Source organism: Deltaproteobacteria bacterium (genome assembly GCA_026388415.1).
GTDB lineage: Bacteria > Desulfobacterota > Syntrophia > Syntrophales > JACQWR01 > JAPLJV01.
Genome location: JAPLJV010000028.1, coordinates 1 through 13,139, shown reverse-complemented (window position 1 = coordinate 13,139; position 13,139 = coordinate 1). Strand labels below are relative to the sequence as shown.

Genomic DNA, 13,139 nt, shown 5'->3' with positions numbered 1-13,139 from the left:
GAAACAATTGAAGGAGGAAGGAAAATTGAAGGCGGAGCAGGGGTAGGTGTGGGTTTCTAAGTGCGTATCCACCGAGAAAGGAAAATGCGCTATCACATAGCGATAGGTTCAATGCTCGCTTTAAAGAAAGGCTGCAGGAGGTTCCAAATGGCTTACCAGGTCATTATGGCGATGACGTCTGAGAGGAATGAATAAAGCGTGTCCCTGACCATCTACATCCCCTGTCTGCGATGATTGCCTGTGGGCGAGGGGCGTTCTACGCTGTGCATAAGATTGGAGGACGCCGTCGGGGGATGATTTCGGAAGAGCGGCTGTTTGCCGCGCGAGACCGATCCGAGGCGGAAATTCGGAACAGACATTTGAAAAATAAAAAGAGGCAAACAGACATGAAACAAAACCACGACCATGACCATAGCCCCGGTCACAACCACAGTCACGAAACGCCGGCGTCGCTGAAAAACCTGATCTTCGCCATCGTGATCAACGGCGGGATCGTCGTCTTCGAGATGATTTTCGGCCTGATGATCCAGAGTATGGCGCTAATCTCGGATGCCGTCCACAACCTGAGCGACATCGCCCACATGCTCTTCAGCTACTGGGCGGAGAAGGTCGCACGCCGCCCTGCGAATGAGACGAAAACGTACGGCTATCGGAAGATCGAGTTTATCGCCGCTTTCGTTAACAGCATCGGTCTGTCCGTCGTGATCGCCTTCGTCTTCTGGGAGACCCTCAAGCGGTTCACGGCGCCTGCGGAAGTCTCCGGCCAGGTGATGCTCTGGGTCGCCGTCGTAGCCTTCGTCGGGAACGGGGCGGCCACGCTACTGCTGCAGAGGATCTCGGCGCGGAATATCAACATGAAAAGCGCCTGGCTCCATTCGCTCCAGGATTCCCTGTTCTCCCTCGCGGTGATTGTCGGCGCGCTGCTGATCATGTTTTTCGGCTGGCGTTTCGTCGATCCTATCCTCTCGCTGGTGATCTGCCTGGTTATCGCCCGTGAGATATACAAGATCGTCCGGCAGGCGGTCAATTCGCTGATGGACGCCGTACCGCCCGGTATTGATTTCCTTCAGGTCAAGAATGACCTGCTGGCCATCCCCAGTGTGGCGGAGGTCAACGATCTCCATATCTGGGAGACCGGTTCCGAGCAGAAACTGCTCTCCGCCCATGTTAAATCCGGCGAGGAGTCCCCAGACCACGAAACAATCATCCGCACTGTCCAGGAAATGCTGCTTCAGAAGTACGGGATCAACCACACGACGCTCCAGATCCTGCCCTTTTCAGCCGGGGAGATGGAACATTGCAACCACTGCAACTGAGGAGGGAGGAAAAGATGGGATTGAAGAAGGTGTTTATCTCCGGCTGAAAGTTTTCCGGCAATCTTTCAATGGGCCTGGAACGACCGGCGGCGCTTCCAGGTTCAGCATGGCGCTCATAATCGCTTCGACAGCAGGGACAACAGCGCTGCAAAGTAAACCTTGCCGCAGTAATGCCATTCACGACAGTCAAGCCTGGTGTTGTTATCGGTAAGATCCCCGCAGGACTCGCATATCGATTCGCGGATGTCATGGGCGATATCCCGGCCATTCAGCCGTATCGTCGGTGCACTCAACAGGGCATTCTCCTTCGCTTCTTGGGACGGCGTTGTCAAACCCGTTCGGATTCATACAAAAAAGATTTGACAAGCCCTGACAATTAAGATAGACGTCATTGTATTGACATACAATATAATGAAAATGCTGGGGAGGCGTCGTCGTCCGATGAAACTTACAGAAGCAAGTTACTGGAAATCACTGATCAATATCGGTTTCACCAAGATCCTGGTCCTCAAGGTACTGTCTGAGGGGCCTAACCATGGCTACGGGATCTTGAAGGAACTCCAGTCGATGACTAACGGCTGCTGTACGCCCACATTGGGAACTATTTATCCAATCCTCAAGGAATTGACGAAACAGGGTTATACGGAAGTCAGCGAAGAGCAGCAACTCAAGGGTGCTCAGAAGAGGCGGGTCTATGCCCTGACACCTTCGGGAGTTGAGGCCTACCGCGCGGCGCTCGATGCGTGGCGCTCTTCAATTCCCTATATTTACAAGGCGATAGAATGCGATGATTCCGTTTCTGTTGAAAAGATGAAAAGGCGTCTCGCCGTGAAATAGATATTTAATTAAAGTTGATGGGAGGAATTACCCATGTTTGAAACAATTCCTGTTCGGAGAGAGCAGGTTGAGGGGAAAAGAGGAGGACTTGGTATGGATAACCATGAGAATGAACAAGGAATCGAGACTGTCACGCTTCAGATCGAAGGAATGGAATGTGGTTGTGAAGCAACTCTCATCGAAAAAAAGATAAGGGCGCTGGCCGGTGTCCGGAGCCATGAGATCAACCCAATAACCCACCTGCTCCGGGTCTCCTACGACCACGGGTCCACAACGATCCAGGACGTTGTCCGGTCGATCTCAGAGACGGGCATGAGGGCGTCGCTGCAGAAGAGCCAGAGCCGGAGCAGCACCTGGTGGCGGGAGAAGCAGCAGCTCGCCCTTTACGGGTGCGGCCTTCTCGCCCTCATCGCCTTTGTATCGGGGAAACTGGGCGTGTCACCTCTGGTCGCCAACGGGCTCTACGTGCTCTCTGTCCTCGCCGGCGTCTATTATCCGGCGCGGAAGGCGCTGGTTGCTCTTGTAAACCTCACGCCGACGATCCACCTCCTCATGTTGATAGGTTCCGGCGGCGCCATGGCGCTCGGTTTGTGGGGTGAAGCGGCCGTTCTTATCTTCGTCTACTCGCTCGGCGACGTTCTCGAGTCCTACGCAGTTGACAAGGCCCGTGGGGCGATTCGCTCACTCACGGAATTGATGCCCAGGGAGGCACTTGTCCTCACGGAAATCGGGGAGGTGGTGCGCCCGATTGAACAGATTACGGTCGGAGATGTCGTTGTGGTCCGGCCAGGCGAACGCATACCAGTCGACGGTCGTGTCGTTAGAGGCTCGTCCTATGTGGATCAGGCGGCTGTCACCGGGGAGCCGATCCCGGTACTGCGGGAGGCCGGTGGTGATGTCTTCGCCGGAACCATCAATCAGAATGGGTCACTCGAAGTGGAGGTAGGTAAGCCCGCATCCGAGACGATGCTCTCCAAGATCATCTATTCGGTGGAAGAAGCGCAGGCCAAAAAGGGCAAGCTTCAGAGGTTCTCAGACTCCTTCGGCGTATACTACACGCCGGCCATGTTCGTCCTTGGCGTGCTGGTGGCTATTGTACCGCCCTTGTTCATGGGAACCGAATGGCTACCCTTTATCTACAGGGGGCTGGTGGTCTTCGTTGTTTCCTGCTCGTGCGGCCTCGCCCTCTCCGTCCCAGTGGCCATCGTGGCTGCCATGGCGAAGGCGGCCAGCCAAGGAACACTCTTCAAGGGAGGCACGTACCTTGAGATTATCGACCGAGTGAAGGTTATCGCCTTCGACAAGACGGGTACCTTGACCATCGGGCGTCCTGAGGTCACGGATGTCCTGACCTTCGGCAGCATGGGGGAGCAAGAGGTGCTGGATCTTGCCGGCACGATCGAGTCGCGATCCGGGCACCCGCTGGCGGCCGCAATCGTCCGGAAGGCGCGGGAGAGTGGGGTATTCTCCGGGCAGCCGATGGAGGACTTCCACGAGAACGCCGGGCTTGGGGTTACGGCCACCGTCCGCGGGCGGTCCTGCGTGGTCGGCAGCCCCCGTTGTCACCTGGAGCAGGGCATATCTCTTGGAGTGGCCGAAAAGGCTGTTGCCCGCCTTGAGAACGAAGGCAAGACTGTGGTGCTGGTGAGCGCCGATGGACGCCTGACCGGCCTCGTGGCAATCGCCGATACCGTTCGGCCCGGGGCGGTTGAGGCCCTGCAGCGTCTGAGACGAGCCGGGGTCCGGACGGTGATGCTCACCGGGGACAACGAGCGGAGCGCGCGGGCCATCGCCCATCGGGTGGGGGTTGACGAGTATGACGCCCAGCTTCTGCCCACAGACAAAGTTGACGTGATTCGTAGGCTCCGGGAGAAATACGGCCTGGTAGCCATGGTCGGCGACGGCATCAACGACGCGCCGGCGATGGCAGTCGCCGACGTGGGTATCGCGATGGGGGCAGCGGGTACGGACATCGCGATCGAGGCCGGGGACGTCGTCCTGATGTCTGACGACCTTGCGAAGATAGCCTTTGTACGTGAGCTTTCCAGCCGGGTGGTTGCTACGATCCGGCAGAATATAGTGGTCTCCCTAGTCAACGTCGCCTTCATGGTGGTCATGGCCCTGCTCGGCTATCTCGGGCTGGTCACGGGGCTGCTCCTCAACGAGGCAAGCGCGCTGTTCGTGATCGCCAACGCCCTGCGGTTACTGAAGTGGCAGAGCACTGGGACGGCGGCGCCGGTGGTTGCTGAAACGACGGCACCGGTCCGAGTCAAGTCGGGAACGAACGAACAGGTCACTCCGGGGGCCTCACCCTTCGCGACAAGTGAGGTCGGCTGTGCTTGCGGGGAGCCCATGCTCGGGGTGTCGATGCCAGTCCTTGTCGTCGACAAGGCGAAGGGCTCGGGCTGCTGCGCCAGTGTGGATGCGGCGACGAAAGCGCCTATTCCAATTTTCACTATGGCTGCGCCCCAGGGGCTCTGCTGCTCGGGTGGGGAGGCGACCAGCGCGGCATCTGCTTCAGCACCCATTATCAACGAGGCGAAGGGACCGAATGGTTTGGACTCGGTGACGTTCCGGATTGATGGGGCCGGCTGTTCCTGTGAGGGGCAGATCGTCGAGAAGCGAGTGAAGGCCCTGAAGGGCGTGAAGACCTTCAGACTGAACCCCATCACCAACCAGATGAAGATTACCTACGACCCGTCGGCTTTGTCCGTGCAGGACATTCAAACGGCAGTGAAGAAAGCGGGAGCGAAAGCGGTTCTGGTGATTTCAAGATAAGAGCCACGCAGCTCAAGGAATCGATGGAAATAATCGAAAAGGAGATTGGAACATGCAATACGGGGACACCTTACTGGTTTCCGAAAATAGCTGGTATGGTGCCTCTATATTTGCCAAACATCCTCACCGATGCAGAGAAGAAAGGCGCCCCTATTTCCCGGCCAAGACAACAGAATGTACCCCCCCTCTATTCGAGTATGATCGATGGTCAATAAATCCCCTAAGTCTCTCAGCCGGATATATTATATCCAACCGAATACAGCAGATGGATATAATGTATCCAGACGCATTGCGAGAAGACCTGCCTTTACGGAGAACACAATTCTTAATAGTCAAATAAATTGAATGCCTTAATGCCTGTATGCTTCAATGGCATGGTTCTTGGTTGCTATTTTGCCAACTAACCAACAAATAGGAGACAAGAACCATGAAGAAAGTAGTGATGTTTTTAGCGGCGATTGCCCTTGCGGCAATCATGGTGTCCCCGGCTTCAGCGTACCGGGGAGCGGCGGGCGGCAACGGCCCGGGCTCTGGTTATGCGGGTGATATAACCGCGTGGCAGGGCCTGAACCTGACGGCAGACCAGACGGCAAAGATCAGAAGCCTGCAGGAGGCGCAGTTGAAAGAAATCCAGCCTCTTCAGAACAAGCTCTACAGCAAACGCGGCGAACTCAGACTGCTCTGGTTGCAACAGGCGCCCGATCGGGACAAGATTACAGCGGCTGATCAGGAAGTCCGCGCCCTGCGTGATCAGATACAGGACAAGATGACGAACCATCGCCTGACCGTCTTTAATGTCCTGACCCTGGAACAGCAGACCAAGGTGCAGGCTTATGGCGCTGGGCGGGGTAACGGCCCACGCATGAGTATGAATCAGGGCAGCATGGGTATGGGGCAGGCAGGCATTAGCAGGGGGCGCGGCCATTCCTACGGCGGGTGGGGGATGAGATAACAGCCCCCCAGCTCGCTGATATTTTAGAGCAATGAGTTTAAAAGCGAAGCGGCGCCTTGCTCCCTGTGCAGGGCGCCACTTCTCACTACCGGAAGCACAGCGCCCTTAGCTTCGATCAAGGCAAGCTTGTCGGCGAAACCATCGCCAAGGCGGAAAACGGCATAAGAAAAACAGTGAATAATCAGACAAATCCATAAAGACAAAAACCCTGGAGCGGTTTTTCAGTCTGACGCCCAGTAACAGTCCTGTCCCCCTTGGACGGGAAAAAGAAAGGAGAAGGAAAACGTGGCATTGATCATGGCAGAAAACATTCACAAGGATTACCGGTTAGGCGAGGTGGTCATACCAGCCCTTCAGGGGATCAGTTTTGCGATTGATCCCGCCTCTTTTGTTTCCTTTATCGGGCCTTCGGGGAGCGGCAAGACGACGCTGCTGAACCTGATCGGCTGTCTGGACGCGCCTACCTCCGGCCGGCTTACCGTGGCCGGCGCCGATGTGGGGAAATTGGATCGCAAACAAAGCGCCCTCTTCCGGGGCGCCAACATCGGCTTTATCTTCCAGGATTTCAACCTCCTGCCGGTGCTGACGGTCTACGAAAACATCGAATACCCCCTCCTCATGGTGCAAAAGGTCATGCCGGAAGAACGGCAGCGGCGGGTGACTTCGCTTTTGGAGGCCGTGGGCATGGCGGATCAGAGGGACAAATATCCCGACCAGATCTCGGGCGGGCAGAAGCAAAGGGTAGCGATTGCCCGGGCCCTGGTTACCAATCCCAAGCTCGTCCTGGCAGACGAACCCACTGCCAATTTAGATCACAAGACGGCCTTTATGGTGCTGAACCTGATGAAAAAGATGCGGAACGAATTCCAGACTACCTTTATATTCTCGACCCATGACCAGAAGATCGTCGGCGAGGCGGAAATCGTTTATCTGCTTGAAGACGGAAAAATGAACGACACCAGAACTAAAGGAGGTAACGGCAATGGGTAATCTCTTCAAAATTGCGATCCGGAATCTATTGAGATACAAACGCAGAACGCTGCTTACCGCTTCCCTGATCACCGTGGGCGTGGTCTTTGTTCTGGTTTTCGTTTCTGTTTCCGGCTCGTTTAAGAGCATGATGATCGGCCAGATCACGGACTCCATGCTGGGGCACATGCAAGTGCACCGGAAAGGTTTTGTCGCCTCCATCGAGACCCTGCCCCTCAACCTCAACCTCAAGGGGGACGCCATCGGCAGGCTGGAAAAGATTCTCGACGCGCAGCCCGAGATCGAATCCTGGTCGCCGCGCATCAAATTCGGCGGCATGTTCAGCAATTTTACGGAGACGTCGAGCATGCGCCTGACCGCGATCTACCCGGAGAAGGAATTCAAGACGGTCCCGCTGCTTCCCGGAAGGGTGAACAACGGCGGCAAGGACCTGAAACCGGGCGGCATTCTGATCCCGGATCTTCTCGCCCGGGGTATGAAGGTTAAGCCCGGCGACGCGGTGGTCATCGTGGCCACCAACGCAGACGGCTCCGTCAACGGCAAGCAGTTCACCGTGACGGGGGTCATGGAGAGCGCGACCGGCCCCGGCGGTCGGGACGGGTACATCCACATGGACGACGCCCGGGAGATTTTGCGGATGGACGGCCAGCAGGTGAGCGAATATGCCGTCCGACTCAAGGACTTCGGGAAGCTCGGCTTCTTCAGCGAAAAACTGGATGGCCTGCTGTCCAAAGAGCTGAACCAGCAGAGCAAACCCCTTTTTGAACTCCACACCTGGGAAAAGCTCTCGCCCTTCTTCAACATCGCCCGGATGATAGACGTGATGACCTTCTTCATCAAGCTCATGCTGATCGCCATTGTCCTCATCAGCATCATGAACGTCATGATCATGGCCGTGTATGAAAGAATCCGGGAGATCGGCACGATTGCAGCCATCGGCACGCTCCCCGGCAAGATTCTGAACATGTTTGTGATCGAGGGATTCTGTATGGGGGTCGCAGGCGCTCTGATCGGCGATATCGTGGGCATCGCCCTCGTCTATATCCTGAACCTGTTCAAAATCAGTTACGAATTCGGCCAGCAGAAGGGGTTTATCCTCCAGGCCGGCGTCTATCCGGCCGACATTCTCATGATCTCGGCAACCGTAATCATCGTCTCGGTAATCGCCAGTCTTCAGCCCGCCTTCAAGGCGTCGCGCATGGAGCCGATCCAGGCGCTCAGACACGTATAGGAGGCTTGCATGCTGAAAATTATTTTTGCGTTTTTATCTTTGCTTATTGCTATCCCTGCTTATGCCATTGACGGCACGGCGCTTTTGAAACAGGTGGACAGAAACCTCAGTCCTGAATCCTATGAGTCCTACCGGAAGCTCATCAATATCGAGCCCGACGGCAAAAAGAAAGAATTTACCCTTTTTACCGTAAAAAAGGGGACCGACAAGGTTGCTTCACTGTTCATCGCCCCGGCTAGTGAAAATGGCAGAAGCACCCTAAGGCTGGGCGACAACATGTGGTTTTATATCCCGAATGTGGGCAAGCCCATCCGCATCACCAGCCTCCAGTCGGTGGTGGGCGGCGTCTTCAACAATGCCGACATCCTGCAACTGGATTATGCCGCGGAATACGATGTGGAAAAGGTTGAGGAAAAGGGAGGCGAATATCTCCTGTATCTCAAGGCCAAAACCAGGACCGTGGCCTATGACCGGCTGAAAATATGGGCGGACAAAGGAAAACAGCTTCCGACAAAGATTGAATGCCTCACCGAGGCGAGCATGCTGATCAAGACCCTCTATTTCAAAGATGTCAAGGATTTCGGCGGCGGCATCGTCAGACCTGCGGTCATAGAGACCGACAGCCCGCTTTACAAGGGCTACAAATCGGTCATGATCTTCGCCAAACTCAAGAAGCGCTCTTTCAAGGATGAGGTCTTCACCCTGACCTACATGCCGAGCCTGGAGTCCCTGCGTTGATAGGATTTTTCCATGAGAAATTTGACCTTTAGGCCCTCTATCGGGGTCAGAAGTTTTTGTCTGCTCATCGTCATGTTGTTGTTTCTCCCCGTGTCCGCCCTTGCCGGGGAATCCTACACCCTCGACGATTCGGAAATTGAAAAGAAACCCTATCATTTCGGCGGCTATGTGGAATTACGCCCTGTCCTCAATGTCCTGAACAAGGATGCCGCCCTCTACCAGCTTCAATACTACAATAAGGACCAGGAAGCTTCGCTGACGGAAGGGAACGCCCGGCTCCAGTTGGAAGGGAGCTACGAAAAAGGCCTGGGCCGCGTTTATGTTAAAACCAATACGGACTACCGCTACACGGATAATGCCGGCAGCAATGAGCGGACGGCCATTTATGAGGGCTATGGAACCCTGAAGCCGACGGATTCCTGGAAGTTCGAGCTGGGCAAGAAGAATTTGCGCTGGGGAAAGGGCTACGCCTGGAACCCTGTCAATTTTCTCGACCGCACCAAAGACCCCAACGATCCGGAACTTTCCCTGGAGGGAAACATCGTGGCCACGCTGGATTACATCCGGAGTTTCGACGGCCCCTTGAAAACCTTTGCCTTCACGCCGGTCCTCTTTCCCGTCTATGATCATATCAACGACGATGCCGGCGTGAACAACCGGCTCAACGTAGCCACGAAGGTCTATCTCCTGTGGTACGATACGGATCTGGACTTTGTCTATGTCGCCGACGGCAGCCGCACGGCCCGCATGGGGATGGATTTTTCCCGTAACATCACGACCAATCTGGAAATCCACGGCGAACTGGCCCAGATCCGGGACTACCAGCAACGGTTTCTGGATGCCGGCGGTGCAGTGTTGTCGGACACGAGCGACGCCGTCAGCGGCCTGATCGGCGTTCGCCATCTCACCACCTTTGACCTGACGACCATTCTTGAATACTACCACAACGGCACGGGTTTCAGAGCCGACGAAATGAACAATTATTTCAGCCTGATTCACCGTGGCTCCCAACTCTACAACGCGACGGGCAATGCCTCGCTCCTGACCAACGCCCAAAATCTGACCCAGGGCGGCTATGGACGCAACAGTCCGATGGAGGATTATCTTTACCTGAGGCTCAGCCAGAAGGAGCCTTTTGATATTCTGTATTTCACACCCGCCCTGACGACGATGGTCAATCTCAATGACCACAGCTACAGCGTCACGCCGGAGCTGCTCTACACAGGGGTCACCAACCTGGAACTCCGCCTCCGGGCAGGATTTATCCGCGGCAGCCGGGATTCGGAATTCGGCGAAAAGCCGAACGATTACCGGATGGAACTCCGGATAGGATATTATTTTTAATGTCGCTCTGCTTGATCTGGCCATGGACAGGAGCATCGCCTAAATGTAGAGCGGCAGGACGGACCCCTTAAAGAACAGGGCAAAGGCGGCGAGACCGGCCAGAAAGGCGCCTAGGGCTAGATATTTGTTCATCTTAATGAAATTGGCGATAAAGAGCGCGACGATGCAGACACCGAAGGCCAGGCAGAAAGGACAGTAGGTATCATGGACAATCTGAAACCGAACAAGGAGAATTTCTCCACCCAGGGCGCCGGAAAGCAGCATCGTGCGCAGGTGATTGACGGACGTGGCGTAACGGGAAGCAGGCGGCAGGGTCAATGCCAGGAGTACGGCCATATAGAGGATTCCGATCACATTCATATCCACGCTGAAAAATGTCCCCTGCAGGGAGGAACAGGAAGTATCGCAGACCTCGTAAAAGATCATCAAACCGATGCCGATGATAGGGAATACTGCGTTAATGATTTTCAATACCTTGGTGAACGTCATAAATTGTCCTTCCCGCCCGCCGGTGACACTTTAGGAAGATGCTGATTCATGGGAGGGCCTTGAGGGCGTTTATGATGTCCGGTCCCCCGACGAAGGCCTTCTTCTGACCGTTCCTGATTACGACGCAGGTGGGTGTCGCGTTGATTTTGTCCTCCTTGATCAGGGCGTTGTACCGGTCAAACGCGGGTTTGGCATCGAAAACCGCAGAGGGGATTCCCTTTTCCTTGAACAGGGCCTCTATCCGTTCCTGCGTCTTAAAATCTTTGTTGGTGGCGGCCTCAATAAGGATGTTCCGAACCCGGAAGGCATGATCCAGATCATTATTCTCGTTGAGGGCGTAAAGAAAATATTTGGCGTAGAGAGGCGTGGCTGGATTGTAGGGGGCGTCCACCAGGGTCAGCCGGATCATATTTTTCTTGAGCAGGTCTTTCAGCAGCGGTTCCACGGCAGGTTCCATCGCCCGGCAGGGGGGACAGAAATAATCCGTGTAGAGCCGCACCTCGACGGGACCAGAGCCGTAGGACGGAAACGGCAAATTCCGCTCCTCTGCCGATCCGATCCCCACAACGATCAACCCGGCGATGATCATCGTTAAAAAACTGATTGTTAATTGTTTATGAGTCTTGATCTCCATAAATCATTTTTTCTCCTTTCTCGATCTGAAGAAAACCATGCACCCATATTTTGCTCAAAGTTTATTATTCAGGAGCTCTTCCAGTTTCCGAAAATAACTGGTATGGATGTCCCCAGATTTCCCGCTACTTGACCAGGGGAAAAGCATTCATGGTCCGGTGCTCCTTGCCTGATAGCGGCTTGAAACGCCGGCCGATCTCCTGAAGGACTTCGGGGATGGTCGGCATCCGGCTGCAAGCGGACTGATTGGTATAGATGACCCGGCTGTCGAGCAGCACCTCGAATATGCCGTTATGGCCCTCGATCAATTGCGGCTGGACCCCGAAAGTCTCGATCACTGCTTCCGCCAGACCGGCGGCATTTTTCAAAAAACCTCATTCCACGCAGTAATGGATGATTATGACTTCCTTAGCTGATTCATTTACCATAATGGCCTCCTATGGTGGTTTTTTAAGAATCGGGGAATGAACATAAATTCACCCGATCCAAAAGGGACTGGTGATGAAATAGATTCCCAGCAGGGCGATGAAAACCCCGGCGCCCTTCCTGAACCAGTCCCCCGATCCGAGCCAGATTTCGCTCTCCGTCAGGCGTCGGACTACCGCCGTGGAGCTGCCGGCGATCATGATGGGGAGGCAGTGTCCCAGGGCGAATAGCAGGATCAGCATGACGCCGGCCATTACCTTCTGCTGAACCGTGATGATCGCCAGAATGGGAGCGATGAAGCCGAAGGTGCAGGAGCCGGAGAGAACCCCATACGCCAGGCCCAGGAGAAACGCGCCGCCCCGCCCTTTGACATTTAACTTTTGCAGCCAACTGCCGGAAAGATTGCACTTCTCCACCCCCAGCATCCCCAGGGCGACCCAGATCAGGATCAGACCGACAACAATCTGCCAGTAGTTGCCCACATCCCCGAGCATCCGTCCCAGCAGCGCGCAGATGACGCCAATGACGGCGATCGTGATGAACATCCCCACAGTATAAAAAATGGCGTAATGGGCGGCCTGCCTCGGCGCCATAACCTGCTTCTGACCGGCCACGTAGGCCACGACCAGCGGGATGGACGCCAGATGACAGGGACTCAGCAGGACGCTGACCATGCCCCATAAAAAGCAGCCCAGCGCCGCCAGGGCGGTCGCGCCGGTGATCCAGTCATTGATGGTGATAAAGAATGTTGTCAGCAAGGTTATCCCTTCTATATTACGCCCATATCCTTGAGCCGGCGGACGATCTCCTCCTCGCTGAAAAATCCCTCATGCCGGTAGGTTTCCCTACCCTGTTTGTCGAAGAATATCTGAGTGGGTATGGTTCGGATGCCAAAATATCTGGCCGGAGCCGGGTCCTCCCAGACATCGAGGAAAACCACCGCCGCCTTTCCGGCATACGCCTTCTCCAGTTTTACCAAGATCGGCGCCATCATCTTGCAGGGGATACATTTTTTCGCGCCAAGATCAACCATCGTGACCATACCCTTGACGGGGACTTCTGCCGCCACCGGCAATGCGAACAACAGCAGGAACGAAAAACAAATGATGCCGATAATAACCTTGGTAAAACTTATTTTCATTTCACAGCCCCTGATTCGGTAGTCTTGATCGCCTTTTCCGGTTTGCTGTCGGCACGACCCTGCACGTACTCCCGGTACCCCTTCAGCAGGACATAAGCGTACTCTTTACGGGTGCGGTCCGATGAGGGGACATAGTTGTTCAGGACTTCCAACCTTTTAATGATCTCCGCGGCGGTCTCCTGATTCGCTTGCCTGCCTTCAGAGTAGAGGTCGGCCATTGTCTCGTCCAAACCATTAACACTTACCTGGGTATCGTCAGGAAAT

General features: G+C 55.2%; 16 protein-coding genes. 9 read left to right on the top strand and 7 right to left on the bottom strand.

Annotation, left to right across the window (positions count from 1 at the left end; all coding sequences use genetic code 11):
- Positions 1-293 precede the first annotated feature (293 nt).
- Entirely contained in the window at positions 294-1,316 is a 1,023-nt protein-coding gene (locus tag NT140_06650) for a cation diffusion facilitator family transporter (GenBank protein MCX5831550.1), read from the top strand.
- Positions 1,317-1,429: 113 nt separating this feature from the next.
- On the opposite strand, the gene NT140_06645 is transcribed toward NT140_06650, so the two are convergent.
- The gene (locus NT140_06645; protein MCX5831549.1) at positions 1,430-1,648 is read right to left on the bottom strand and encodes a DUF2703 domain-containing protein; all 219 of its coding nucleotides are present in this window, start codon (positions 1,646-1,648) and stop codon (positions 1,430-1,432) included.
- 109 nt (positions 1,649-1,757) lie between these two features.
- Between NT140_06645 and NT140_06640 the strand changes: the two genes are divergently transcribed.
- From NT140_06640 to NT140_06605, 8 genes are all read left to right on the top strand, one after another.
- Positions 1,758-2,153: a PadR family transcriptional regulator gene (locus NT140_06640; GenBank protein MCX5831548.1), complete on the top strand. Its 396-nt coding sequence runs from the start codon at positions 1,758-1,760 to the stop codon at positions 2,151-2,153.
- Positions 2,154-2,246: 93 nt separating this feature from the next.
- Positions 2,247-4,931 (top strand): heavy metal translocating P-type ATPase, encoded by a 2,685-nt coding sequence (locus tag NT140_06635; protein ID MCX5831547.1) that lies wholly within the window; start codon positions 2,247-2,249, stop codon positions 4,929-4,931.
- A gap of 427 nt (positions 4,932-5,358) precedes the next feature.
- The gene (locus tag NT140_06630) at positions 5,359-5,883 is read left to right on the top strand and encodes a Spy/CpxP family protein refolding chaperone (GenBank protein MCX5831546.1); all 525 of its coding nucleotides are present in this window, start codon (positions 5,359-5,361) and stop codon (positions 5,881-5,883) included.
- Positions 5,884-5,939: 56 nt separating this feature from the next.
- A complete protein-coding gene (locus tag NT140_06625) occupies positions 5,940-6,080 on the top strand; it encodes a hypothetical protein (GenBank protein MCX5831545.1) in 141 nt (46 codons plus the stop codon).
- 88 nt (positions 6,081-6,168) lie between these two features.
- On the top strand, positions 6,169-6,873 hold the full coding sequence (locus NT140_06620; protein ID MCX5831544.1) for an ABC transporter ATP-binding protein: 705 nt from the start codon (positions 6,169-6,171) through the stop codon (positions 6,871-6,873).
- Positions 6,866-8,104 carry an ABC transporter permease gene (locus NT140_06615; protein ID MCX5831543.1) on the top strand — a complete coding sequence of 413 codons (1,239 nt, stop codon included), beginning with the start codon at positions 6,866-6,868 and terminating at the stop codon, positions 8,102-8,104. The genes NT140_06620 and NT140_06615 overlap by 8 nt, the downstream gene beginning before the upstream one ends.
- Positions 8,105-8,113: 9 nt before the next feature.
- Entirely contained in the window at positions 8,114-8,842 is a 729-nt protein-coding gene (locus tag NT140_06610) for an outer membrane lipoprotein-sorting protein (GenBank protein MCX5831542.1), read from the top strand.
- Between the two features lie 12 nt (positions 8,843-8,854).
- The gene (locus NT140_06605; GenBank protein ID MCX5831541.1) at positions 8,855-10,186 is read left to right on the top strand and encodes a hypothetical protein; all 1,332 of its coding nucleotides are present in this window, start codon (positions 8,855-8,857) and stop codon (positions 10,184-10,186) included.
- Positions 10,187-10,225: 39 nt separating this feature from the next.
- Here NT140_06605 and NT140_06600 read toward each other — a convergent pair whose 3' ends face one another.
- The 6 genes from NT140_06600 to NT140_06575 form a co-directional block, all read right to left on the bottom strand.
- Positions 10,226-10,675 (bottom strand): hypothetical protein, encoded by a 450-nt coding sequence (locus tag NT140_06600; GenBank protein ID MCX5831540.1) that lies wholly within the window; start codon positions 10,673-10,675, stop codon positions 10,226-10,228.
- 46 nt (positions 10,676-10,721) lie between these two features.
- Entirely contained in the window at positions 10,722-11,309 is a 588-nt protein-coding gene (locus NT140_06595; GenBank protein ID MCX5831539.1) for a thioredoxin domain-containing protein, read from the bottom strand.
- A gap of 124 nt (positions 11,310-11,433) precedes the next feature.
- The gene (locus tag NT140_06590; GenBank protein MCX5831538.1) at positions 11,434-11,676 is read right to left on the bottom strand and encodes a hypothetical protein; all 243 of its coding nucleotides are present in this window, start codon (positions 11,674-11,676) and stop codon (positions 11,434-11,436) included.
- A 108-nt stretch (positions 11,677-11,784) separates the two neighbouring features.
- On the bottom strand, positions 11,785-12,492 hold the full coding sequence (locus NT140_06585; GenBank protein ID MCX5831537.1) for a sulfite exporter TauE/SafE family protein: 708 nt from the start codon (positions 12,490-12,492) through the stop codon (positions 11,785-11,787).
- Positions 12,493-12,503: 11 nt separating this feature from the next.
- On the bottom strand, positions 12,504-12,875 hold the full coding sequence (locus NT140_06580) for a thioredoxin family protein (protein ID MCX5831536.1): 372 nt from the start codon (positions 12,873-12,875) through the stop codon (positions 12,504-12,506).
- Positions 12,872-13,139 (bottom strand): hypothetical protein (locus NT140_06575; protein MCX5831535.1); only part of this gene is annotated, 268 nt, incomplete at its 5' end. The genes NT140_06580 and NT140_06575, both read right to left, overlap by 4 nt.